The organism is Leucobacter exalbidus, assembly GCF_017834145.1.
In the GTDB taxonomy this organism is placed as follows: domain Bacteria; phylum Actinomycetota; class Actinomycetes; order Actinomycetales; family Microbacteriaceae; genus Leucobacter; species Leucobacter exalbidus.
The window spans coordinates 1,087,519-1,110,697 of record NZ_JAFIDA010000001.1; the positions used below are offsets into that span (position 1 = coordinate 1,087,519).

The 23,179-nt window shown below is 64.7% G+C and carries 20 protein-coding genes; 12 read left to right on the forward strand and 8 right to left on the reverse strand.

Annotation, left to right across the window (positions count from 1 at the left end; genetic code table 11):
- Positions 1-52 precede the first annotated feature (52 nt).
- The 4 genes from JOF28_RS04935 to JOF28_RS04950 all read left to right on the forward strand — a co-directional run bounded on the left by JOF28_RS04935 (position 53) and on the right by JOF28_RS04950 (position 3,101).
- Positions 53-292 (forward strand): exodeoxyribonuclease VII small subunit, encoded by a 240-nt coding sequence (locus JOF28_RS04935; protein ID WP_209704742.1) that lies wholly within the window; start codon positions 53-55, stop codon positions 290-292.
- Between the two features lie 2 nt (positions 293-294).
- The gene (locus JOF28_RS04940) at positions 295-960 is read left to right on the forward strand and encodes a DUF4245 family protein (RefSeq protein ID WP_209704743.1); all 666 of its coding nucleotides are present in this window, start codon (positions 295-297) and stop codon (positions 958-960) included.
- Positions 961-1,635 carry a carbonic anhydrase gene (locus tag JOF28_RS04945; protein ID WP_209704745.1) on the forward strand — a complete coding sequence of 225 codons (675 nt, stop codon included), beginning with the start codon at positions 961-963 and terminating at the stop codon, positions 1,633-1,635.
- Between the two features lie 62 nt (positions 1,636-1,697).
- Positions 1,698-3,101: a class II fumarate hydratase gene (locus JOF28_RS04950; RefSeq protein ID WP_209704746.1), complete on the forward strand. Its 1,404-nt coding sequence runs from the start codon at positions 1,698-1,700 to the stop codon at positions 3,099-3,101.
- Between the two features lie 97 nt (positions 3,102-3,198).
- Here JOF28_RS04950 and phoH2 read toward each other — a convergent pair whose 3' ends face one another.
- Complete coding sequence (gene phoH2, locus JOF28_RS04955) at positions 3,199-4,614, reverse strand: RNA 5'-3' helicase PhoH2 (RefSeq protein ID WP_209704747.1); 1,416 nt, start codon at positions 4,612-4,614, stop codon at positions 3,199-3,201.
- A gap of 328 nt (positions 4,615-4,942) precedes the next feature.
- On the opposite strand from phoH2, the gene mtnA reads away from it, so the two are divergent.
- The 7 genes from mtnA to JOF28_RS04990 all read left to right on the forward strand — a co-directional run bounded on the left by mtnA (position 4,943) and on the right by JOF28_RS04990 (position 12,112).
- Entirely contained in the window at positions 4,943-5,986 is a 1,044-nt protein-coding gene (gene mtnA / locus JOF28_RS04960) for an S-methyl-5-thioribose-1-phosphate isomerase (RefSeq protein ID WP_209704748.1), read from the forward strand.
- Positions 5,987-6,026: 40 nt separating this feature from the next.
- A complete protein-coding gene (locus JOF28_RS04965) occupies positions 6,027-7,076 on the forward strand; it encodes a BMP family ABC transporter substrate-binding protein (protein ID WP_209704750.1) in 1,050 nt (349 codons plus the stop codon).
- Positions 7,077-7,187: 111 nt separating this feature from the next.
- Positions 7,188-8,741, forward strand: a complete 1,554-nt coding sequence (locus JOF28_RS04970; RefSeq protein ID WP_209704751.1) for an ABC transporter ATP-binding protein — start codon at positions 7,188-7,190, stop codon at positions 8,739-8,741.
- The gene (locus tag JOF28_RS04975) at positions 8,738-9,985 is read left to right on the forward strand and encodes an ABC transporter permease (protein WP_209704753.1); all 1,248 of its coding nucleotides are present in this window, start codon (positions 8,738-8,740) and stop codon (positions 9,983-9,985) included. Before JOF28_RS04970 ends, JOF28_RS04975 begins: the two co-directional genes overlap by 4 nt.
- Positions 9,982-10,896, forward strand: a complete 915-nt coding sequence (locus JOF28_RS04980; protein ID WP_209704754.1) for an ABC transporter permease — start codon at positions 9,982-9,984, stop codon at positions 10,894-10,896. The genes JOF28_RS04975 and JOF28_RS04980 overlap by 4 nt, the downstream gene beginning before the upstream one ends.
- Positions 10,893-11,432: a cupin domain-containing protein gene (locus JOF28_RS04985; RefSeq protein ID WP_342452084.1), complete on the forward strand. Its 540-nt coding sequence runs from the start codon at positions 10,893-10,895 to the stop codon at positions 11,430-11,432. Before JOF28_RS04980 ends, JOF28_RS04985 begins: the two co-directional genes overlap by 4 nt.
- Before the next feature lie 104 nt (positions 11,433-11,536).
- Entirely contained in the window at positions 11,537-12,112 is a 576-nt protein-coding gene (locus tag JOF28_RS04990; protein ID WP_209704756.1) for a TetR/AcrR family transcriptional regulator, read from the forward strand.
- Here the strand turns inward: JOF28_RS04990 and JOF28_RS04995 are convergent.
- From JOF28_RS04995 to JOF28_RS05005, 3 genes are all read right to left on the reverse strand, one after another.
- Positions 12,107-13,147 carry a CPBP family intramembrane glutamic endopeptidase gene (locus tag JOF28_RS04995; RefSeq protein ID WP_209704757.1) on the reverse strand — a complete coding sequence of 347 codons (1,041 nt, stop codon included), beginning with the start codon at positions 13,145-13,147 and terminating at the stop codon, positions 12,107-12,109. The genes JOF28_RS04990 and JOF28_RS04995 overlap by 6 nt on opposite strands.
- 126 nt (positions 13,148-13,273) lie before the next feature.
- Positions 13,274-14,437 carry an acyl-CoA dehydrogenase family protein gene (locus tag JOF28_RS05000; protein WP_209704759.1) on the reverse strand — a complete coding sequence of 388 codons (1,164 nt, stop codon included), beginning with the start codon at positions 14,435-14,437 and terminating at the stop codon, positions 13,274-13,276.
- An 85-nt stretch (positions 14,438-14,522) separates the two neighbouring features.
- Positions 14,523-15,737 carry a CaiB/BaiF CoA transferase family protein gene (locus JOF28_RS05005; RefSeq protein WP_209706796.1) on the reverse strand — a complete coding sequence of 405 codons (1,215 nt, stop codon included), beginning with the start codon at positions 15,735-15,737 and terminating at the stop codon, positions 14,523-14,525.
- A 120-nt stretch (positions 15,738-15,857) separates the two neighbouring features.
- On the opposite strand from JOF28_RS05005, the gene JOF28_RS05010 reads away from it, so the two are divergent.
- The gene (locus tag JOF28_RS05010) at positions 15,858-17,375 is read left to right on the forward strand and encodes a PucR family transcriptional regulator (protein ID WP_209704761.1); all 1,518 of its coding nucleotides are present in this window, start codon (positions 15,858-15,860) and stop codon (positions 17,373-17,375) included.
- 59 nt (positions 17,376-17,434) lie between these two features.
- Here JOF28_RS05010 and JOF28_RS05015 read toward each other — a convergent pair whose 3' ends face one another.
- From JOF28_RS05015 to JOF28_RS05030, 4 genes are all read right to left on the reverse strand, one after another.
- The gene (locus JOF28_RS05015) at positions 17,435-18,088 is read right to left on the reverse strand and encodes a hypothetical protein (protein WP_209704763.1); all 654 of its coding nucleotides are present in this window, start codon (positions 18,086-18,088) and stop codon (positions 17,435-17,437) included.
- A 4-nt stretch (positions 18,089-18,092) separates the two neighbouring features.
- Entirely contained in the window at positions 18,093-18,653 is a 561-nt protein-coding gene (locus JOF28_RS05020) for an amino-acid N-acetyltransferase (protein ID WP_209704765.1), read from the reverse strand.
- Between the two features lie 123 nt (positions 18,654-18,776).
- Positions 18,777-20,288 (reverse strand): MFS transporter, encoded by a 1,512-nt coding sequence (locus tag JOF28_RS05025; protein ID WP_209704767.1) that lies wholly within the window; start codon positions 20,286-20,288, stop codon positions 18,777-18,779.
- Between the two features lie 233 nt (positions 20,289-20,521).
- The gene (locus JOF28_RS05030; protein ID WP_209704769.1) at positions 20,522-23,047 is read right to left on the reverse strand and encodes an ATP-dependent Clp protease ATP-binding subunit; all 2,526 of its coding nucleotides are present in this window, start codon (positions 23,045-23,047) and stop codon (positions 20,522-20,524) included.
- Between the last annotated feature and the right edge of the window lie 132 nt (positions 23,048-23,179).

Consider the following 23,179-nt stretch of genomic DNA (forward strand, 5'->3'; position numbering starts at 1 on the left):
ACCTGACCCACGCCAGGCAATGATGTCAGCGGCGCCGGGTAAGCTGGGGGCTATGGCAGAAACTGTAAGCCCGGATCAAGCATCCATGAGCTACGAAGCGGCCCGTGACGAACTCATTCAGGTCGTGAGTCGCCTAGAACAGGGCGGCACCTCATTGGAAGAATCACTGGCGCTATGGGAGCGCGGTGAGGCCCTTGCTGCACGCTGCGAGGAGTGGCTGCTTGGGGCTCGTAAGCGCCTCGAGGAGGCACGTCATGGGGCCCAATCGGCCGCAGACAGGATCGGCGCATAATCATGGCAAAGCAGCAAAAGCCGCCCGTGGTGGTCGCCGAACTTGGCCGCCCCGAGACACCGGCAGAGACCGCGTATCGCAAGGCCACCGACTCGTACCTGTACAAGAAGCGCAAGACCGTCAACAACTTGGTGTTCTCACTACTGGTGTCGCTGGGCCTGGTGCTGGTCATTGTGCTGATGGTGCCGCGCGGTGTCGGCGGTTTCGAAGACGTGTCGATCGACGTGTCTCAACTGGCAGAAGAGGCCGCCCCGAGCGCCGGCCGCGTACTCGCAGCTCCCGATGTTCCTGAGGGTTGGAAGGCCAAGCAGGCTCAGTTGCGTCGCACCGGTGAGGTCACCGAGTGGCGTATCAATTACACCACCGTCGACGAAGCGTTCGCCGCCGTCGCGCAGGGCTTCACCGCTGACGGCACCCCACCCGAAGACGCTTGGGCCGCGGGTCACTTCGAGCAGCAGGCCGAAACCGGCAGCGAAGAACTTGGTGGCCTGCAGTGGGCGGTGTACGATCACTCCGACCGCAGCCCAGACTCGAGCAACGCGCTCTTCGGCCTCAAAACAGAGATCGCTGGAGACACGGTCGTCGTGTACGGCACCGATACCCCCGGCAATCTACGCGTCCTTGCCGTTGACGTCGCTCGTTCATTGAATACACCGGAGGCACCATAAATGAAGTCCCCTCGAGTCACCCCGCAGCAGGCATGGGATGCCCTCTCGGCAGGCAACGAACGTTTCATGAATGACACGCTGCGCCACAATAACCAAGACACCGACCGCAGGCATGAGCTCGCGAGCGGGCAGGCACCAGATGCCGCTTTCCTGGGCTGTGCTGACTCGCGCGTCGCAGCCGAAATGCTCTTCGACTGCGGCCTGGGTGACCTGTTTGTCGCTCGCAACATCGGGCAGGTGGCCAACATGAACATGGTGGCCACGCTCGAATATGCGGTGGCGATGCTGGGTGCCGCCGTCATCGTGGTGCTTGCCCACGACTCGTGCGGTGCGGTGGCCGCTGCCATCGAGCAGACCACGGCGCGCCCTCCGCAAGTGACCGAGGCCATCAAAGACGAGCTCTCGTTAATTCAGCCCTCAGTGCAGCAGGTGTGGTTCAAGGAACACCGCGACACCCCCTATGTTGATCCAGATCAGATTGATGCCAACGCCGTAGGCCGTCGCCACCTCGTGACTACAATCAATCAGCTCATCAGGTCCTCTCGCGTACTCAGTGACGCGGTGGCCGAGGGCAGACTCGGCATCGTCGGTTGCCAATACCAGCTGCACAACGGCCGCGTTGCGCCCGTCAGCTCAGTGGGCAAGCTCGACATCGAGCTCACCGCGTTCGCATAACCCCTAATCTTTACTGTATTTTTCACTCAACACCGGCTTTATTACCTACACATAAGGAAGATATGAGCGACATCGAGTACCGCATCGAGCACGACACCATGGGCGAGGTACGCGTTCCCAAGAATGCGCTGTACGCCGCGCAGACGCAGCGCGCCGTTGAGAACTTTCCGATCTCAGGCAAGGGCCTCGAGCCCGCTCAGATCGTCGCACTCGCACGCATCAAGCGCGCTGCGGCCATCGCCAACAGCGAGCTGAACGTTCTTGACGCCGATATCGCCAAGGCCATCGTCGCCGCTGCTGACGAGATCATCGGGGGCGACCACCACGCCGAGTTCCCCGTTGACACGTACCAGACCGGCTCTGGCACGTCATCGAACATGAACATGAACGAGGTGCTGGCTACCCTCGCCACGAAGCACCTCGGCGCTCCCGTGCACCCCAACGACCACGTCAACGCTTCGCAGTCGTCGAATGACGTGTTCCCCACTTCGGTTCACATTGCAGTGACCGGCGCGCTCATCGAGCAGCTGAAGCCGTCACTCGTGCACCTCGCCGAGGCCCTCGAAGAGAAGGCAACACTGTGGGCGACCGCAGTGAAGCCGGGCCGCACCCACCTGATGGATGCCACCCCCGTCACCTTCGGTCAGGTCTTTGGCGGCTACGCTGCACAGGTGCGTTACGGCATCGAGCGCATCGATGCTGCGCTCCCCCGCGTCGCTGAGGTTCCCCAGGGCGGCACCGCCGTGGGCACCGGCATCAACACCCCCCTCGGGTTCCCCGAGAAGGTCATCGCCGAGATCGCGGCATCGAGCGGCCTGCCCATCACCGAGGCACGCAACCACTTCGAGGCACAGGCGAACCGTGACGGTCTCGTCGAGGCATCGGGCGCACTGCGCACCATCGCCGTCTCGCTCACCAAGATCAACAACGATCTGCGCTGGATGAGCTCGGGCCCCAACACGGGTCTTGGCGAGCTGCACATCCCCGATCTGCAGCCCGGCTCGTCGATCATGCCCGGCAAGGTGAACCCTGTGGTTCCCGAGGCCGTGCTCATGGTCTGCGCGCGGGTCATCGGCAACGACGCAACCATCGCATGGGCTGGCGCTTCAGGCGCGTTCGAGCTCAACGTGCAGATTCCCGTCATGGGCACCGCCCTGCTCGAGTCGGTACGCCTGCTCGCCAACGCTTCGGTCGTGCTCGCAGACAAGACCGTCAAGGGTCTTGAGGCGAACATCGAGCGCGCGGCAGCACTCGCGGGCATGAGCCCGTCAACCGTCACCCCGCTGAACCGCCTCATCGGTTACGAAGCGGCAGCGAAGATCGCCAAGCACTCGGTGGCCAAGGGCATCACCGTGCGCGACGCGGTCATCGACCTCGGCTATGTCGAGCGCGGCGACGTCACCGAGGCTGACCTCGACAAGGCACTCGATCTGCTCTCGATGACCCACCCGGGCGTCGCGAAGTAGCGCGAAGCAACACACCGCACACACGCGGCACAGCGGGCGGGGTTGGCATTGATTGCCAGCCCCGCCCGCTGTCGTATTTCGGGCCGTCAGGTGCGGATTAGTCGAGCAGCTTGGTGACCAAGGCCGCGATGTCACTGCGCTCCGAGCGCGCGAGCGTGACGTGGCCAAACAGACGGTTGCCCTTCAGCTTCTCGATCACCGCAGCGATACCGTCGTAGCGGCCCACCAGCAGGTTGTCGCGCTGCGCCACATCGTGGGTGAGTACCACCCGCGAGTTCTGCCCGATACGCGAGAGCATCGTGAGCAGTACTCCGCGTTCGAGTGACTGCGCCTCGTCGACAATCACGAAGGCATCGTGCAGCGACCGGCCGCGAATGTGGGTCAGCGGCAGCACCTCGATGAGGCCCCGCGCCATCACTTCTTCGAGCACGTTCTGTGACACGATCGAGCCGAGGGTGTCGAAGACGGCCTGCGCCCACGGATTCATCTTCTCGTCGCGGTCACCCGGCAGGTATCCGAGGTCTTGCCCGCCCACGGCGTAGAGCGGGCGAAACACCATCACCTTGCGGTGTTGCTGCCGCTCGAGCACCGCTTCAAGCCCCGCCGCGAGCGCCAGCGCCGACTTACCCGTGCCCGCGTTGCCGCCGAGCGACACAATGCCCACCTCGGGGTCGAGCAGCAGGTCGATCGCGAGGCGCTGTTCGGCGCTGCGGCCCGACACCCCAAATACCTCAAGGTCGCCGCGCACCAGGTGCAATGAACCGTCGCCATCCACTCGCCCGAGCGCCGACCCTCGCGTGGATTGGAGAATCGCTCCCGTGCCGTAAGGCAGGCCGCGTGCCCCCTCCACATCATCGACGCGCTCAGACTCCCACAGCACTCGCATCTGCTCTTCGTCGAGGCTCATCTGCACGGCCCCGGTGTAGGCATCATCGTGCGCAAGCTCGGCCCGATATTCTTCTGCGCCCAGGCCCAGTGCGGCAGCTTTCAACCGCATCGGCAGATCTTTCGAGACCACGGTGACGTCAGCGCCTTCAGAGGCCAAATTGTGGGCGACCGCAAGAATGCGTGTGTCGTTGTCGCCCAGCCGCATGCCGCTGGGCAGCGTGTCGAGACTCGAGTGATTCAGCTCCACCCGCAGGGTGCCGCCGTCGGTGCCCACGGGAACCGGGAAGTCGAGTCGCAGGTGACGAGCCCGCAACTCATCGAGGCTGCGCAGCGCGCGACGCGCAAAGTACCCCAGTTCGAGGTCTTGGCGTTTCTGTTCGAGCTCCACCAGCACGACCACCGGCAATACGACGGCGTGCTCTGCGAACCGAAACAGCGCACGCGGATCGCTCAGCAGCACCGAGGTGTCGAGCACATAGGTGCGCTCGGTCACGTGCGCAGATGAGGTGCGCTCGATTGCTGGCGCATCAGCCAGCCCTGCGGTCGGTGCTTCTGCTGGCCCGCCCTGCGGTGCGATCGCCGCACCTTCTGCGAGCCTGGTACCACCGAGATTGTGTGACATCATCGTGATCTCCTACAGGAATTCCCGTGGGGCGAGGCTGCCACATTACCGAGGCTGTGTGGCCTCCTCGATCGGGCGGTGCCCGATAACTTCACGCTACGCTCGGCGCCTGACAGATGGTGGGCGCCACGCAAGGAGCAACCTGAACGCTTCACTACTTGTGTATGAACCCCCGGTGTTACCAAGAAAGAGTAGACAAAATTGTGCAACTTCGATAGTCACACCGAGTCGAATTCGGCGCTGAGCCGAGTTCCGATACCCTAGAGTGTTGCGACACCGATGCCGGGGGGCGGGTAACGCCTTGCCACGGCAAGACTATGAAGGAGCCCTCTTGCGCACGATCGACTGGGTTGACGGGGTTATCGAGCTGATCGATCAGACCTTGCTGCCGCATACCATTGAGGTACAGCGAGTCACCGAGCTGCCGACCCTCATCGACGATATTCAGCGTCTCGCTGTGCGTGGCGCCCCCGCGCTGGGCGTGGCCGGAGCCTTTGGTGTGGCGCTGATTGCGGCGAGTGTTGCTGTCGAGAACGGCGACGCCGACTTCGACGAGGCAGAGGTGCGCCGTCAGGCCGCGCTACTGCGCGAAGCTCGCCCGACCGCCGTCAACCTGTCGTGGGGCGTCGACCGCGCTCTCACCGCACTCGCCGGTGGCCCCGCAGCCGTGCTCGCCGAAGCCATCGCGATTCGTGATGAAGACATTGCAGCGTGTGTCTCCATGGGACTCTACGGCGCCGATCTCACGCGCGAGCTCACTGGAAAGGATCGCGTGCGCGTCATGACGATCTGCAACACCGGCAGCCTCGCCACCGTTGAGCGCGGTACAGCACTCGGCGTCGTGCAGACGCTCCTCGAACAGGGATCCCTCGAAGAGGCCTTCCCCCTCGAGACGCGGCCACTGCTGCAGGGTGCACGCCTGACGGCGTGGGAGCTCACGCGCATGGAAGCCCCGTTCCGCCTGATCATCGATTCGGCTGGCCCCTTCCTACTGTCGCGCGGTATCGCAGACGCCGTGTTCATCGGCGCTGACCGCATTGCCGCCAACGGTGACTCGGCCAACAAGATCGGCTCGTTCTCACTCGCCCTCGCGGCGCAGCACGCAGGCGTACCGTTCATTGTCGTCGCCCCCGAGTCAACGGTTGACATGCTGACCGCGACCGGCGCCGACATTGAAATCGAAGACCGCGGCTCAGATGAGGTCTGTGGTTTCGGTGGCACGCGTACCGCCCCCGAGGGCACCAATACGGTGAACCCCGCCTTCGATGTCACCCCGCACGAACTGATCACGGCCATCGTTACCGAGCGCCGCATCATTCTGCCAGGCAAGGGCGAATCGCCCGTCTCGGTACCACTTGGCGCCCTGCGCTCATAAGCTTCTTTACATTCCCATGTCATTCTCGAAAGGAATACCTATGTTCTTCACCAAGAGCCGCACGCGTGCGGCACTCGTTGCTGGGGCAGCCGCTGGCGCCCTCCTCCTGACCTCCTGCGCAGGTGGCGGCGATGCCGGTGCGAGCGACGCGTCGGGCCCTAAGTTCATTTACATCACCAGCGACCCGATCGGCCAGAACGAGTTTCTGAAGTCGGGCAAGGTCGGCATCGACTCGGTAGCTGAGCAGTTCGAGGGCTCAGCCAAGACGTTCGAGTCCAAGGACGAGGCGCAGCGTCGCACCAACCTGGAGTCAGCTGTTGCGCAGGCGCCCGAGGTCGTTGTCATGCTCGGCTTCCAGTTCGAGGAAATGGCCAAGGAACTCGCTGAGGCGAACCCGCAGCAGAAGTTCCTGCTGATCGACACCAAGGTCGACGGCGCCCCCGAGAACCTGTACCAGGCGACCTTCCGTGAGCAGGAGCCCTCGTACTTGCTCGGCTACGAAGCTGGTCTGCTGTCTGCAGCTGGCAAGGTTGGCTCGATCATTTCTCTCGATATCCCGCTGATGCAGAAGTACACGGTGGGCTTCGCCGAGGGTGCCGAGGCAGCCAACAAGAAGGTCGACGTGATCGATCCTCAGGTTGTGGGCGGCGAGAACCCCTTCGCTGACACCGCTCGCGCCAAGGAGCAGGCCATTGCTTACGCCGGCACCGGCGTTGACCAGGTCTTCGCTGTGGGCGCTGCTGCCAACGGCGGCATCATGGAGGCTGCAGCTGAGAAGGGCTTCTCAGCCTACGGCGTAGACACCAACCAGTGCGGCATGCAGCCCGGTTCGGTAGTCGACGGCTCGATCAAGTCGGTAAACCGCGTCGTTGAGACCGTTGTTGGCGAGATCATGGACGGCGTCAGCTCGAAGGATGCCACTACCAGCTTCGGCCTGAAGGAAGAGGGCATGACCATCGTCAGCCTCGCAGAGGGCGCAGAAGAGTCGCAGTGCACCGTGATGGAGAACCCCGAGGTTCTCGAGCAGGTCACCCAGGTGCGCGATGACATCGTTTCTGGCAAGGTAAAGGTCACCGACCCCCTCGCCTAAGTCGTGAATGTGGGGCGTGGCCGTACACCAGCGCGGCCACGCCCCACATCGCAACATCGCAACATCGTTACACGCAGCACCCTCACACCCACCCCACCCCAAGGAGCGCGGATGACCGCCGAAATCTCGATGCGCGGCATCACCAAACGTTTCCCCGGTGTTCTCGCCGATGACAACGTCGACTTCGAGGTCGAAACCGGTGAGATTCACGCACTGATGGGCGAGAACGGCGCAGGCAAGTCGATTCTGATGTCGCAGCTCGCCGGCGTCTACCAGCCCGATGAGGGTGAAATTTATGTGCGCGGCGAGAAGATAGCTTTCTCTTCCCCGCAGGGCGCCATCGATGCCGGCATCGGCATGGTGTTCCAGTCCTTCAAACTTTTTCCGTCACTCACGATCGCCGAGAACGTGGTGTTTCGTAGCGAGCCGACCAAGCGCGGCCTGATCGATCGCAAGAGCGCCAATGAGCGCGTACGCGAGATCGCAGACCGATACGGCCTCGCCCTCGACCCGACGGCACGCGTCAGCTCGGTGCCCGTTGGTGTGCTGCAGCGCGTCGAAATCGTGAAGGCCCTGTACCGCGAAGCCCGCGTACTGATTCTCGATGAGCCCACCGCTGTGCTCACCCCGCAAGAAACCGAGAACCTCTTCGACGTGCTACGCGCGCTCAAGGCAGACGGTCGCACGATCATCTTGATCACGCACAAGCTGAACGAGGTGATGGCGATCTCTGACCGCGTCACCGTGCTGCGTGACGGCCGCAACGTCGCCCAGCTCGTCACCGCCGACAGCTCCCCCGAAGAGATCACCCGCCACATGACCGGTCGCGACGTTGACCTGTCCACTCCCCCGCCGGCGCTTGAGCCGGGCGAGATCGTGCTCGACGTGCACGATGTCACCGTCGCTGAGGCCGGCACTAACCCCACCGTGCAGCACGCCTCGGTGCAGGTGCGCGCGGGCGAAGTTGTCGGCATCGCTGGTGTCGCCGGCAATGGCCAGGTCGAACTGGCCGAGGCCATCATCGGCATGCGCCCGATCGCCTCGGGTTCAGTCACCCTGCAGGGCAACAACCTGTCACGTTCATCGATCGCCCAGCGCCGCGACGCGGGCATCGCTTATGTGCCCGAGGATCGCCACGGCGTCGGCAGCGCCGGCACCGCCAGCGCGATCGACAACCTGGCACTCGGTCATCACCGTACCGCCCCGATTCTGCAGCGCCGTCTGCTGTCGCGTGCCGCCATGGTTGAGCACGCGCAGCGCCTCATCAAGCGCTTCGGGGTCAAGATCGCCAGCCCCGCCACCGCCGTAGGCACGCTTTCGGGCGGCAACCTGCAGAAGGTCGTCGTCGCGCGCGAGCTCGACTACGGCTCACCGCTACTGATCGCCGAACAGCCCACCCGTGGCGTCGACGTTGGCGCCATCGAATCGATCCACCGCGAACTGTGTGAATACCGTGACGGCGGAGGAGCACTGTTGCTCATCTCTGCCGAACTCAGCGAGATCATGTCGCTCTCCTCCCGCATCCTGGTGATGTTTGAGGGGCGCGTCACCGCCGAAGTGGCGAAAGAAGAAGCCACCGAAGCACTGCTCGGACTCTACATGGCGGGCCATGAGCCCGAGCCTCGGCACCGCCCAGGCGCTCTCGCGAACGGAGACGCACGATGAAACAGGTCACACGCATCGGGCGTTGGTTTACCACCCCGATCCCCATCTCGGTGGTGCTCGCGCTCGTCATCGGCGCTTGCTTCATGCTGATCGCGGGCGTTGACCCGATCAGCGGCTACGTCGCCATGGTGCAGGGCTCATTCGGCAGCGGCCCCGGCCTCGCCAACACCATTTCACGCGCCATTCCGATCATCGGCATCGGTCTCGCCATCGCCATCGCCTTCCGCGCCGGCATTCTGAACCTCGGCACCGAGGGGCAGGCGGGCCTCGGCGCGCTCGCCGGCGGCATGGTCGCGGTCTACGTGCCCGGCCCCGCCTTCCTCATCGTGATTCTCGCGTTCATCACCGCCATCGCGGTGGGTGCGGCCTGGGGCGTCATCGCAGCACTGCTCGAGAACCGCCTCGGTGTGCCGATCTTGCTCTCCTCGCTGCTCATGAACTACCCGGCGCGATTCTTCTCGTCATGGGTGATCAGGTTCAAGCTCGACGAGCCCGATTCTGCGCTGATTGCGAGCGAGGCTGTGCGCCCCGAGGTGCAGATGTCGATGCTGGTGCCGCGTGATTCGGCCTTCGCTGAGACGCTGCGCACCACCCTCGGCCCGACCAACCCGATCACCTCGATTCTCACGAGCGTGAACTGGTCGCTCGTGGTACTCATCGTCGTGCTCATCGGTGTCATCTTCATGAACCAGCGCACCCGCTTCGGCTTCGAGTCGGGCGTCAGCGGCCAGAACGCCGAGTTCGCCCGCTACAGCGGCGTCAAGCCCGCACCCCTCGTCACGCGCACCATGGCGTTCTCGGGTGGCCTCGCCGGTATGTTCGGCCTGATGCTGATCATCGGCGCCCCGTCCACGCGACTGCTCGAGGGCTACATCGTGCAGACGAACTACGCGTTCACCGCGCTGCTGGTCACCCTGCTCGCGCTGTACCGCCCCATCGGCACCGCCATCGCGGGCATCTTCTTCGCCGCGATTATGGTCGGCAGCGACGCGATGGGCCGCGAACTGGGTCTCTCACCGCAGATCGCCGCCGTGATTCAGGCGCTCGTCATTATCTTGCTCGCGTTCCGCGTCGGGCTGCCAAAGCTGCGCAAGCGCGGTGGTGATCCGGATCGCGAGGCCCCGCCCGCCCCCGAGCCCGCGGCGCCTGCAGCCGCGGCAGCAGCAGCCTCCGCAGCAACGCCCTCCGCCCCCATCGCAGCAGCAGAAGCCGCAGCACCCGCCTCGAAGGAGTCCGCACGATGAGCTTCCTCGACATGTTTAATCAAGACCTCGTCACCTCGGTGATTCGGGCCCTGATTCCCATTCTGCTTGCGGCCCTGGGCGGCATGATCGCCGAGCGCGCCGGCATCTTCAACATCGGCCTCGAGGGCATGATTTTGATTGGCGCGTTCTGCGCCGTGACCGCGTCGTTCTTCACCCACAGCTGGTTGCTCGGCGTCATTGCCGCGATGCTCGCCGGTGCGCTTTTCGCGCTGATTCTGGGTTACGGGGCGGTGTATCGCAAGGGCGACCCGATTGTGCTCGCCATCGCCATGAATATTTTGGCGCTGGGCATGACGAGCTTCTTGCTCGTCGCGATCTTCGATGTGCAGGGTGTGTTCCAAGACCCGGGCATCGTGGGCATTCCCGTGTGGCGCATTCCGGTGCTCGCCGATATTCCCTACCTCGGGGCGCTTTTCTCGCTGACCCCGCTCGGGTACCTCGCGCTGCTGCTCGTACCGACGCTATGGATCGTGCTTTTCCGCACGCCCCTCGGCCTGCGCCTGCGCGGGGTGGGCGAACGCCCCCTCGCCGCGGCGACGCTCGGCGTGAAGCCTGAGCGTTACCAACTGGGCGCTGTGCTCGCCTCGGGTGCGCTTGCGGGCCTCGGCGGCGCGCAACTCGCCCTTGGTAACGTGGTGCTGTTCACCGAGAATATGTCTTCTGGCCGCGGCTGGATCGCCGTCGTCGCCGTGATGCTCGCGCGTGCGCACCCCGTGGGCGTGCTCGGTGCAGCGGTGCTCTTCGGCTTCGCTGACGCGCTTGGCTTCAGGCTGCAGATTCTTGGCTTGCCGCCGCAGCTCACTGACGCTGCGCCCTACGTGGTCACGCTGATCGTGTTGATCTTCACGAGCCGCCGGTTCCGCAAGCCGCGTGAGGCGGCGCTCGCGTGATCGAGGCCTCACCTGCGGGTGGAGACCTCGGCACGTCTGAGGTCTCTCCCCCCGCGGCGCTCCCTGCTACTCTCCCAGAGCTTCCCGCCGAGGCGGCGCACTGGGTTGAGCTACTCGAGCTCGCACCGCTCGAACACGAGGGCGGGCTGTTTCGGCAGATGCACCTCGATGCGCACTCCAGCGCGATCTATTATCTGCTCGCCGACCCCGATTTCTCGGCGCTGCACTCGCTGAACTCGGTCGAGGTGTACCACTGGTACGCGGGCGCGCCGTTGCAGCTGTTGCTACTGCACCCCGACGGCCGCATCGAGCAGCCGGTGCTCGGCCCTGATGCCGCCGCGGGCCAGCGGCCGCAGATCGTCGTGGGCCCGGGTGTGATGCAGGGATCAAGCTCCGCCGGATCATGGAGCCTCGTCGGCACCACCATGTCTCCCCCGTTCGACTGGAACGGGTTTCAGCTCGGTGACCGCGCCACACTGCAGGAACAGTACCCGGAGGCGAGCGCGCGGATCGTTTCGCTGACCCGCCTGCACTAAACATCAGACGTTTTGTCGTGACCTTCCTACGCGTCAGCTGCATGTTTACCGCATTCCCACATATGTAGCCTGATATTTGCGTGCTTCGGCGTTAATGTAGAGCCATGACCGACGCAAGAATCGTACGCACGCGTGCATCGCTGCACGCAGCAGTGCTGCAGCTCGCCGCAACAAAACCCGCCACCGAAATCACGGTGTCAGAGCTTGCGGTCGCCGCAGACATTAACCGCGTCACTTTTTACAAGCACTACCTGACGCCCGGTGAAGCTCTGCGAGAGGCCCTCACCCAAGATCTCACGCAAGCACGCACCACCGCACTCTCGTCACTCGCTGAGGCCGAGCCGCGTGACGCCTTTCTGGCAACGCTGAACCTCGCCCTCGATCACATCGAGCGGCACCGCGCGATCTACACGTTCAGCTTCACGGCGCCCGACGACGGCACCGGCATGTACGTGCTCGCAACACACTTCACGAGCATCGTGCGCATGTACCTCGATGCGCGCCTCACTCTGCCGCCGCCCCTGCCCGAGTTCGACCCGCAGCTGTTGGCCAGCCTGATTGGCACCGGCTTTGTGGGCCCAGTGTTCCTGTGGCTGACGTCTGGCCGGCACGACCGCGAAGATCTCATCAAGACGCTCTCGGTACTCACCCCCGAATGGTGGTTTCCGCAGGCCTCATAGGTCGGTGGTCGCCGGCGCATTATCCGCTGGCTCAGTGCGCTCTGGCTCGTTGTGCTCCGGATCATGGCGCACAGGTGCATTGCGCGGCAGTTCATTGCGCGCTGGTGCAAGTTCGGGCTGTATGCGCAGCTGACCGGTGAGCGTGAGCACCAGCACGATCAGGGCGACCACGATCCATCCGGCTGCCCCGGCCACGGTCACGAGCTCGACACGCACTTCGCTGCCGACGGCCGCGAACAGCATGACAAGACCTCCGGTGGTGTTCAGCGCGCCGTGCGCGATGACGGCGGGCCATACCGATCCCGAGCGCAGTCGCAGCCAGCCAAACAGCACGCCCCACAGCACGCAGTTCACCGTCATCAGGGCGACCCCGCGCCAGTCAAACAGCCCGTAGTTGTGGCCGAGCAGCGTCAGCGGAGCATGCCACACGCCCCAGATCGCCCCGCTCAGCAGCAGCGCGGGCCAGGTGCCCAGCGGGCGCAACGCGGGCAGCAACCATCCCCGCCAACCCAGCTCTTCACCGAACGCGAGCAGCGAGTTGGGCAAGATGGCGGCGATGGGCATGAGCGCGATCTGCACCGCAATCAGCAGACCCGCGGGTGGCAGCACGCTGGCTTCCATGCCCGCGGGCAGGGCCGCTTCGTTGAGGGCAACGAAGCCCGAGAAGTTGACGAGGTCAAGCTCCACCCAGCCCAGGAGCGCGGCCACAGCCACCGACGCAAACCCGATGGCGATCGAGCCGAACAGGGCGGCTACGGTGAGCCAGACAACGCGTTTGGCGGGGCGCAGCGGCCACAGCCCAAGAAACCGTGCGCGATGGGTGCGCGGCGCGCGCATCACAAACACCACGATGATGGTCGCGATTGCGGGTGTCAGCATCATCACCGGCGCCAGAATCGCCGAGAGAATCTGCGTGCTCGGCGCTGAGAGATCGGAAAGCCACAGCGGCAGCGCGGCCAGCCAGGCGAGCCCGTAGGCCAGCACCACGAAGAGGGCGACGGCGCCCCATCGCACCCGAGTAGTCTGCGTGGCCATCAGGGCACCCCTTGCATCTTCATCGACTGTTGTTCTACCCAGCCTAGCAATGCGGGTGCGGCGAAAAGAAAAATGCCCGGCGCCTCGAAAGAGGCGCCGGGCATGATCCGGAACGTAAACCTAAGGTTAGAACGCGGCGATGCCCGTGAGCGCGCGACCAATCACGAGCTGGTGTACCTCGTCGGTGCCCTCATAGGTGCGTACCGACTCGAGGTTCGCCATGTGGCGCATCACCGGGAAATCACTCGTGATGCCATCGCCACCCAGAATCGAACGGCAGTTACCGGCGATCTTGATGGCCTCGCGCACGTTATTGAGTTTGCCGACCGAGATCTGCGCGTGGGGCAACGTGCCGGCATCCTTCAACCGGCCCAGGTGCAACGCCACGAGCAGACCCTTCTGGTACTCCACAAACATGTCGGCGAGCTGCGCCTGGATCAGCTGCTTGCCACCAATCGGAGCACCAAACACCTGGCGGGTCTGCGACCGCTCAACCGCGGCCTCAAGGCATGAACGCGCCGCGCCCATCACACCCCAGGCGATGCCGTAGCGGGCCTCGTTGAGGCACTTAAACGGCGACGACAGGCCCTTTGATCCGGGGAGGATCGCGTCGAGGGGCAGGCGAACATCGGTGAGCTCGATCTCGGTCTGCAACGACGCACGCATCGACAGCTTGTTCTCGATCGCGGTCGCCTTGAACCCGGGGGTGTTCGTGGGCACAACGAAACCACGCACGATGCCCTCGTCGTCCTTCGCCCAGATCACACCGACCGTGGCGATGGTGGCGAGGCCGATCCACCGCTTCTTACCGTTGAGGACCCAGCTGTCGCCATCACGGCGGGCAGTCGTGATCATCGTGTTGGGGTCAGAACCACCCTGGGGCTCGGTGAGCCCGAAGAACCCGATCGCTTCGCCGCGACCCATGGCGGGCAGCCACTGCTGCTTCTGATCTTCTGAACCAAACTTGTAGATCGCGCCCATCGCGAGCGACCCCTGCACCGACAATGCGGTACGGAAGCCCGAGTCAACGGCTTCGAACTCCATCGCGACGAGACCGTACGCGACTGACGAGGCACCCTTCAGGCCGTACCCGTCCATGTACATGCCGAATGCACCGAACTCGCCCACCTCGGGGAGCAGCTCGACGGGCAGGCGGCGATCTTCGAACGCCTGGTCAATGATCGGCTTGATGCGGGTCTGCGCGAACTCGCGGGCCTTGAGCTGCCATTCGCGCTCTTCCTCTGTGACATAGTCTGCAACGTCGAAGAGCTGATCAATCGTGGTGGTCATGCGGGTGTCCTAACTCATAAAGGGTGCGAACTCAAAGAATTCTGAAGGTGTGAAGAGTGATGAAGTGCGGGGTTGCTGGCGCGGGTTAGCGCGCGAGCCACTGCGCGTCTTGGTGCTCGCCGATGCCGGGCGGCGGGGCCTGGTAGGTCGCGGGCGTGCCCGAGAGCGAGATCGGCAGCGCGACCGAGTTGAGGGTCTGGGCCGATCCGTCGGGGGCGGTCGCCGCGGTGCTCACGACGGTGCCGAGGCCGAGCGACTGGGCCAGCTCAAACGCCTGGCCGATCGTGTTCACGCGGCCGGCCGGAATGTTTGCCGCGGTGAATGCGTCGATCCATTCCTGGGCGGGTCGCGTGCGCAGCGCCGCTTCGAGCGCGGTCTTCAGCGCATCACGGTTTGCGACGCGGGAAGGGTTGTTCACGAAGCGTTCGTCGGTGGCCAGCTCGGGGCTACCAATGACCTCGCACAGGCGAGCGAACTGCCCGTCGGTGCCCACGGCAAGCGCGAGCGCTTGGTCTGCGGCGTGGAAGGTTTCGTAGGGCGCGATCGATGGGTGCGCGTTACCCATGCGCTGCGGTGAGACCCCCGTCTCAAGCGTCGATGACGCCTGGTTGGCGAGCGCCGACAGCAGCGAACCGAGCAGCGTCACCTTCACGTGCTGGCCCTGACCCGCGGTCGCCGAGTCAGCGGTGTCGCGGGCACGCAGTGCGGCCTGGATGCCGATGACCGAGTTCAACCCGGTGAGCACATCGACGAGCGCGACACCCACTTTGGTGGGTTCACCGCCCGCCGCATCGGCCTGGCCGGTGATGCTCATGAGGCCACCCACGGCCTGCACCAGCAGGTCGTAACCGGGGAGGTCGCGCCCGGCGTCATCGCCAAACCCCGAGATTGAGCAGTAGACGACGCCCGGGTTTGCCGCCGCGACCTCGTCATAGCCGAGGCCGAAGCGGGTCATCGTGCCAGGCTTAAAGTTTTCGATGACCACGTCGGCGGTGCGGGCGAGCTCGCGGGCCCGCTCAAGGCCCTCTTCGCTGCGCAGGTCACACACGACCGATCGCTTGCCGCGGTTCACCCCGGCAAAGTAGGTGCTCTGCCCGATGGCGTTAGTCGGCGGGTTCCACTGCCTGGTGCCGTCGCCCTCGGGGCTCTCAATTTTGATCACGTCTGCGCCCAAATCGGCGAGAATCATCGTTGCGTGCGGCCCGGCCAGCACGCGCGAAAAGTCAGCGACCCGAATACCTGCCAGCGCGCCGCCTGCGACGCCCTGTTCTCCGTTGATTGACACAGTTCTTCCTCGCATCATGTTGCACGTGCGGTGCGAGGGAGCGCACCGCGTTACGCTCAGTCTAGGCCGATCGCCCGCCAAACAACTCACACAATTGCACACTCTGCAGGCGCCCGGTCGTGCAAGAATGACACCATGGCCTTTCTGTCGCAGTTGCTTGCCCTGCCCGATCTCGGGCTTCGCCTCATCAAGCTGGGCCCCAACGATCCCGAGATCAGCTGGGTATCGACGACCGAACTCTTTGATCTTGGCGACTACCTCGACGGCGGCGAGGTGCTGCTCACCACCGGCCTCTCGTTCGCCCACAATGATCCGCGCTGGCGTGATTTTGTGGCGGGCCTCAGCCGCGCGCGCATCGCCGCAATCGGCTTTGGCATTGGCGTGAATCACGAAACAGTGCCGCCCGCGCTGGTGCTGGCGGCAACGCAGTATCGCGTGGCGCTGTTCGAGATTCCGCTTCCCACCCCGTTTGTGGCCATCAGCAAGGCCGCCGCCGGGCTGCTGCGCGCCGACGAACTGCGTGCAGCTCGCGGGGCGCTACAGGTGCAACAGCGGCTGCTTGACGGTGCCCGTGGCAATCAAGACCCGGCAGAGGTGCTCGCCGTGATCGCGCAGGCGACGGGGCGCCACCTCGCCCTCGTCACCACCGACGAGACCCTCGTGGCCAGCACGGCGGGGTTCGCCGCGCAGCAGGGCGAGATCGATTACATCTCGCTCGACCGCAACAATACGCTGCGCTTGGGCATCACGGGCGATACCCCGCTCACGCCCGAGGGCAACGCGATTATCGCGGCCGGATCAATGGTGCTCGGCCTCGGCCTGCACGGCGGCCGCTCTGATGAGCAGCGTGAACGTGAGCGCTGGGAGCGCCTCGCCACCGGGCTGCTCGAGGGCACGCACGGGCCCGATGTACTCGAAATTCTCTCGCCCTCGATGCCGCGGGCACAGTTTCCCGCCCGCGTGCGCGCCATCGCGGTGCAGGGCGGCTCTGAAGACGTTTCGGCCTGGCGCAAGCGACCACTCAGCGGGCTCGACCGGCTCGTGGCCGCCGATGCCACGGCGCCGCGCGCACCCGGTCTGAGCCTGGCCTGGCAGGTGTGCCCCGATACCACCGAGGATCTCGATCGGGCACTCGCGGCCGCCGCTGAGCACGGGCTCGACGCCGTGGTGGGGCGGGCGGTGCCCACCGATCACGCCCCCGCGAGCCGGCGCTCGGCCGCAGGCCGCCTGCGCGCCCTCTCCCCCACCGAACCGCTCTATCGCGCACCCCGCGTGCCCACGGTGGTGTGGGCCGACCGCGACGCCCCCGTGTTCGAGGCGCTCGTGAGCCTCACCGAATCTGGCGCCGCGCGTGCACTGGGCGCGCAGGTGCTGGGGCCGCTGTCGCGCTACGACGCCGCGGCCTCGCCTTCGGGCACCGGTCTCGATCAGCCGCTGCCCGCGACCGACCGCGAGCTGCTGCGCGACACCCTCACCGCCGTCATCGAACACGACGGCCAGCGGGGCCCCGCGGCGGCCTCACTCGGCATTCACCGCAACACCCTGCGCTACCGCATCACGCGCATCGAGCGGCTCACCGATCGCTCGCTCGCTGACCCCGATGACCGCTCAGAGCTGTGGTTTGCGCTGCGGCTCGAAAACCTCGACGCATAAACTTCGACGCTTCACGCCAGGGCGTGCGGCGCACGATCGCTCAGAACCCTGCGGTAATTTCAGTACAGCAAGAACTGGGCGGTGCCGCTGCCCTGCACCCCGGCCGCGACCGCGCGCAGGTGGTACGAGGCGCCGTCGCCGCCCACCGCTTCGCGTGGAATACCGTCGCCGCAGGTCTCGGCGCTTGAGCGGGTGCGATCCCACGTAATCGTGTCGGTCTCAAGGGTTTGATCCGGATCAATAATCACCGCGAGCGTGGTCGCGTCTGCCTGGCAATCCTTCGAGCGCCACACCTGATCATTGCCGCTCGACACCGTCAGCTCCATGCCCGCGGTGCCCAGATCGGCGCTGCACGCCTCGCCCCCGGTGTTGCGCACCTTGAGCGAGAGCTGCGGGTTCTCGCCCGCGGCATAGGCGGCGTCGTCAGTGACGGGCAGCACCTGCAGCTGGCCGGCCTGGCACGCCGCAACGTCGTTCTTATCTTTCTTTTTTCCCTTGCCCGTATCGGTCAACGAGGTATCGGCGGTCTGCGCGGCCAGATCAGTGGGCACGTCAACCGTCGTGCCGCTCGTCACGTCGCTGTTTGAGCCCGGGCGCACAATGACCAGCACGACAACCGCGATAAACGCGATCAGAGCGGCCAACACGATCAGGCGGCGCATCACATAGACGCTGGCGGGCTTGGACCCCACGGGTTCGCGAAAGCTCGGCATGGGGTCAGACGCTCTCGGGAGCCTGATCGAGGTGCTTAATCATGCGCGTATTGCCCAGCGTGTTGGGCTTCACCCGCGCGAGATCGAGAAACTCTGCCACGCCCTCATCGGTCGAGCGCAGCAGCTCAGCGTAGACGTCGGCCGCGACCAGCTCGCCGTCTTCCTGCACGTTTTCAAAGCCGTGGCGCTCAAAGAAAGCGGTTTCGAAGGTCAGGCAGAACAGTTCGGTGAGGCCCAGATCCCTGGCGCGTGTTTCGAGCGCGGTGAGCAGCCGGTGCCCCACTCCGTGGCCGAGCCAGTCGTCAGAAACGCCCAGTGTGCGCACCTCGCCCAGCTGATCCCACATCACGTGCACCGCGCCGTAGCCGATGACGGTCTCAACGCTGGTGCCTGAAGCAGTGCTGACCTGGCAGGCGACCAAGAACTCGGGCACCGCACCGTAGAGCGCCACCAAGTCTTTACCCAACAAGATTCGCCTGGTCACCAGCGGCTCCATCAGTTCAACCATGCGCGGAACGTCGCCCGTGCGCGCGGGACGAATGAAGATTTCACCAGCATCGATCATGAGTACAGCCTACTGCTGACTGCGCGAATTGCGCGTCGTCAGCAGTAGGCTGCGCGGGTTGCCAAGGCTGCTTGGATAGCGGAGGCAGCCCCGGGCTGCGGGGTAAGCAGCGGTCTGTAGCGGTTAGCCGTGGCTGGGCAGCAGGTCTTCCTTCTTGCCGCGCACACAGAACACCGACACGATGCCCGCGAGCACGAGTGCGATACCCGCCGAGAGGAACACGGCGCTGTAGCCGCTGGCCTGCACCGCGAGATCGCCGGCGCCGTTTTCGGCGGCCGTCAGCGAGGCCGAGGCTGCCGCCAGGGCGAACACCGACAGGCCGATGGAGCCGCCGATCTGCATCGCGACGTTGACCATGGCCGAGGCTGATCCGGCGTCAGAGGGGGCGACCCCCACGAGTGCCAGGTTCTGCAGGGGCACGAGCGTGACGCCCACGCCCAGACCGACCAAGATCAGGCCGGGCATCACCTGAACGACATAGCTGCCGTCAGCCGTGATGAAGGTCATCCAGAACATACCCACTGCGGCAATGAACGGACCAAACACCATCATCGGGCGCGGGCCGGTGACGGGCAGCAGCTTGGTGACCATGGGCACCACCAAAATGGTGATGACGGTCATCACGACGCTCGCGAGGCCGGCGAGCAGCGGCGACATACCGAGCACCAGCTGCAGGTGGAACGCCAGGTACATGGTCGAACCGATCAGCACGGCACCCATGACGGCCTGCACGAAGTAGGCACCAGCGCGCACGCTGTGCATCACCACGCGCATGGGCAGCAGCGGGTGAGCCACCTTCGTTTCGATGAGCACGAACACGGCGAGCAAGATCACCCCGAGTACGAGGAACCCGATGGTGTCAACGTGCATCCAGCCCTCTTCAGCCAGGGTGAATCCGTAGACGAGCGCGCCGAGGCCCAGGGTGACCGTGATGGCGCCCCAGATGTCGAGGCGAGCCTTGCCCTCAGACTTGCTCTCGCTCAGCACGAATGCGCCGACGATCACGCCGATGAGCACGAAGACGATGTTGACGAGCAGGCACCAGCGCCAGCTGGTGTATTCGGTCAGGAAGCCGCCGAGCAGCAAGCCCACGGCGGCGCCCGAGCCTGCGACGGCGCCGAACACAGCGAAGGCGATGTTGCGTTCGCGCCCGAAGGGGAACGCGACGGTGAGCAGCGCGAGGGCCGCGGGGGCCAGCAGGGCAGCAAACAGGCCCTGCAGACCGCGAGCGAGCAGCAGGTCGAGAGCATTCTGCGCGAGCCCGCCGTACAGCGAGACGGCACCAAAGCCGATCATGCCGAGCATGAAGGAGCGCTTGCGCCCCCAAGTGTCGGCGATGCGGCCGCCGAGCAGCAGCAGCGCACCAAACACCAGCACGTAGGAGGTGACGACCCACTGGCGTTCGGTGTTCGAGAGGCCGAGTTCGATCTGTGCGCTGGGAAGCGCAATGTTGATGATCGTGCCGTCAAGCACGACCACGAGCTGCGTCATCGCGATGATCACGAGGGCCCACCAGCGGCGGGCGTGCGCGGTGTGTGACACGCCTGCGGGCTTCGCAGTGGTGGGGGTTGTCGCGGCAGAATCAGGGATCTCGATCGGACCTGATTCGGGCGCGGGGGCATGGGTAAGCGTCATGGTTCCTCCAGACGTCAATGTGCATTGATGCTGGAGGTTTCAAGCCTCGGACCAGTTCGCTGAGACCCTGCTCAGACCGCCAACCACCCCACGTGTACTACGCGGACAGAACTATAAACGTAGCACACACTTACGTCGTTCATAAGCTGGCGCGAGGTGCCGGGACCTGCTGCAACGACAACAGGGATCCACCGCCGAAGCGGTGGATCCCTGTTGCTTAAAGCGGCGGTGCGCTACTCGGTGGTGCCGGGCGTCGCAGCCGTTGACGCCACAGCGGCCGCGGCCGAAGCCGAGGTTTCGCCGTGTGCCTTCTCAGTTTCGCGGTCGGTCTCGAACGTGAACTTACCATCCACGAAGTCGACGTTCACGAGGTCACCGGCGAGCAGTTCAGCACCGAGGATGCGCTCTGACAGGCTGTCCTCGATCTCACGCTGCATGGCACGGCGCAGCGGGCGAGCACCCAGCGACGGGTCGTAGCCCAGCTCTGCGAGTCGTTCGCGTGCGGCCTGCGAGATCTCGATGCGCATATCGCGATCGAGCAGACGATCCTTGAGCTGCTTAACGAACAGCGAAACGATCTGCAAGATCTCGGGCTTCGAGAGCTGCGGGAACACGATGGTGTCATCGACACGGTTCAAGAACTCGGGCTTGAAGTGCTTCTTCAGCTCCTCGTTCACCTTGCCCTTCATCGACTCGTAGCCGACCTGCGAGTCACCCTCGAGCTGGAAGCCCACCGGGCCACCAGCGATCGACGAAGAGCCGAGGTTGGTCGTCATGATGATGACCGTGTTCTTGAAGTCGATCACGCGACCCTGGCCGTCAGTGAGACGACCCTCTTCAAGAATCTGCAGCAGCGAGTTGAAGATGTCGGGGTGAGCCTTCTCGATCTCGTCGAACAGCACCACCGAGAACGGCTTGCGGCGCACCTTCTCGGTGAGCTGGCCGCCCTCTTCGAAGCCCACGAACCCGGGAGGGGCGCCGAAGAGCCGCGACACGGTGTGCTTCTCGCCGTACTCAGACATATCGAGCGAAATCAGCGCGTCTTCGTCGTCGAACAAGAACTCGGCCAGGGCCTTCGCGAGCTCGGTCTTACCAACACCCGTGGGGCCGGCGAAGATGAACGAGCCCGAGGGACGCTTGGGATCCTTGAGGCCTGCACGCTGACGACGGATCGTCTTCGCGAGCGCCGAAATAGCTTCGTTCTGGCCGATGACGCGCTGGTGTAGCGCCTCTTCCATGAACCGCAGGCGGCTGGTCTCTTCTTCGGTGAGCTTGAACACGGGGATACCCGTGGCCTGAGCCAGCACCTCAGCGATGAGCCCCTCGTCAACCTCAGCCTTGGTGGCGACGTCGCCCGAGCGCCACTGCTTCTCGAGGCGCAGGCGCTCAGCGATCAGCTTCTTCTCTTCGTCGCGCTTGTTGGCGGCGAGTTCGAAGTCTTGGTTCTCGATGGCCTTTTCCTTGTCGGCACGAACGACGGCGATCTTCTCGTCGAATTCGCGCAACTCGGGCGGGCTCGACAGGATCGACAGGCGCAGACGCGCACCCGCCTCGTCGATGAGGTCGATCGCCTTGTCGGGCAGGAAGCGATCCTGCACGTAGCGGTCGGCCATGTTCACCGCGGCGACGATGGCGCCATCGGTGATCGATACCTTGTGGTGGGCTTCGTAGCGGTCGCGCAGCCCCTTCAAGATGTTGATCGAGTGCGGGATCGACGGCTCAGCAACCTGAATCGGCTGGAACCGGCGCTCGAGCGCTGCGTCCTTCTCGAAGTGCTTGCGGTACTCATCGAGCGTGGTCGCGCCGATGGTCTGCAGCTCACCGCGGGCGAGCATCGGCTTCAGAATGTTGGCCGCGTCAATCGCGCCCTCAGCTGCGCCAGCACCCACGAGCGTGTGGATCTCATCGATGAAGATGATGATGTCGCCGCGGTTGCGAATCTCCTTGGTGACCTTCTTCAGGCGCTCCTCGAAGTCGCCGCGGTAACGGCTACCGGCGATCATCGAACCGAGGTCAAGCATGTACAGCTGCTTGTCCTTCAGCGTCTCGGGCACTTCGCCCTGCACGATCGCCTGGGCGAGGCCCTCGACGACCGCGGTCTTACCCACGCCCGGCTCACCGATCAGCACGGGGTTGTTCTTGGAGCGACGCGAGAGGATCTGCATGACCCGCTCGACCTCTTTCTCGCGCCCAATCACGGGGTCGAGCTTGCCGTCGCGGGCAGCCTGCGTCAGGTTGCGACCAAAGTTGTCGAGCACCGTCGAGCCCTTGGTTTCAGCCTGCGCCTCGGGAGCACCAACCGTAGCGCTCTCCTTGCCAGCCTGGTAACCCGAAAGCAACTGGATGACGGTCTGGCGCACACGGTTCAGGTCGGCCCCGAGCTTCGCGAGCACCTGGGCGGCTACACCCTCGCCCTCGCGAATCAGGCCGAGCAGAATGTGCTCGGTGCCGATGTAGTTGTGGCCGAGCTGCAGCGCTTCGCGCAGGCTCAGCTCAAGCACCTTCTTGGCGCGCGGCGTGAACGGGATGTGCCCCGCTGGCGGCTGCTGGCCGGTGCCAATAATGTCGGTAACCTGGGCGCGCACGGCGTCCAGTGAAATATCGAGCTGCTCAAGCGCCTTAGCGGCAACACCCTCACCCTCATGGATGAGGCCGAGCAGAATGTGCTCCGTGCCGATGTAGTTGTGGTTGAGCATCTTCGCCTCTTCTTGGGCGAGCACAACCACACGACGAGCGCGATCGGTGAATCTCTCGAACATCTGTCTCCTCCTCGGGCTGGGGTCGCGTCGTCGGTGCGGCGCCAACCAATGTGTCTAGGCTACGGCCAGATTCCTTGCTATGGGGGCTTGTTCGATCTGGGCGTAACGGCGGCTTGACATCTGAAACCCAAA

What these genes read in the sequence shown, in the direction of transcription:
- JOF28_RS04940 (WP_209704743.1), top strand. Translation starts at nt 295, where the DNA reads ATGGCAAAGCAGCAAAAGCCGCCCGTGGTGGTCGCCGAACTTGGCCGC.
- JOF28_RS04995 (WP_209704757.1), bottom strand. Translation starts at nt 13,147, where the DNA reads ATGGCCACGCAGACTACTCGGGTGCGATGGGGCGCCGTCGCCCTCTTC.
- JOF28_RS05020 (WP_209704765.1), bottom strand. Translation starts at nt 18,653, where the DNA reads ATGATCGATGCTGGTGAAATCTTCATTCGTCCCGCGCGCACGGGCGAC.
- JOF28_RS05030 (WP_209704769.1), bottom strand. Translation starts at nt 23,047, where the DNA reads ATGTTCGAGAGATTCACCGATCGCGCTCGTCGTGTGGTTGTGCTCGCC.
- JOF28_RS04975 (WP_209704753.1), top strand. Translation starts at nt 8,738, where the DNA reads ATGAAACAGGTCACACGCATCGGGCGTTGGTTTACCACCCCGATCCCC.
- JOF28_RS04935 (WP_209704742.1), top strand. Translation starts at nt 53, where the DNA reads ATGGCAGAAACTGTAAGCCCGGATCAAGCATCCATGAGCTACGAAGCG.
- JOF28_RS05015 (WP_209704763.1), bottom strand. Translation starts at nt 18,088, where the DNA reads ATGCCGAGCTTTCGCGAACCCGTGGGGTCCAAGCCCGCCAGCGTCTAT.
- JOF28_RS05000 (WP_209704759.1), bottom strand. Translation starts at nt 14,437, where the DNA reads ATGACCACCACGATTGATCAGCTCTTCGACGTTGCAGACTATGTCACA.
- JOF28_RS04965 (WP_209704750.1), top strand. Translation starts at nt 6,027, where the DNA reads ATGTTCTTCACCAAGAGCCGCACGCGTGCGGCACTCGTTGCTGGGGCA.
- JOF28_RS04980 (WP_209704754.1), top strand. Translation starts at nt 9,982, where the DNA reads ATGAGCTTCCTCGACATGTTTAATCAAGACCTCGTCACCTCGGTGATT.
- JOF28_RS04970 (WP_209704751.1), top strand. Translation starts at nt 7,188, where the DNA reads ATGACCGCCGAAATCTCGATGCGCGGCATCACCAAACGTTTCCCCGGT.
- JOF28_RS04950 (WP_209704746.1), top strand. Translation starts at nt 1,698, where the DNA reads ATGAGCGACATCGAGTACCGCATCGAGCACGACACCATGGGCGAGGTA.
- phoH2 (WP_209704747.1), bottom strand. Translation starts at nt 4,614, where the DNA reads ATGATGTCACACAATCTCGGTGGTACCAGGCTCGCAGAAGGTGCGGCG.
- JOF28_RS05005 (WP_209706796.1), bottom strand. Translation starts at nt 15,737, where the DNA reads ATGCGAGGAAGAACTGTGTCAATCAACGGAGAACAGGGCGTCGCAGGC.
- JOF28_RS04945 (WP_209704745.1), top strand. Translation starts at nt 961, where the DNA reads ATGAAGTCCCCTCGAGTCACCCCGCAGCAGGCATGGGATGCCCTCTCG.
- JOF28_RS05025 (WP_209704767.1), bottom strand. Translation starts at nt 20,288, where the DNA reads ATGACGCTTACCCATGCCCCCGCGCCCGAATCAGGTCCGATCGAGATC.
- JOF28_RS05010 (WP_209704761.1), top strand. Translation starts at nt 15,858, where the DNA reads ATGGCCTTTCTGTCGCAGTTGCTTGCCCTGCCCGATCTCGGGCTTCGC.
- JOF28_RS04990 (WP_209704756.1), top strand. Translation starts at nt 11,537, where the DNA reads ATGACCGACGCAAGAATCGTACGCACGCGTGCATCGCTGCACGCAGCA.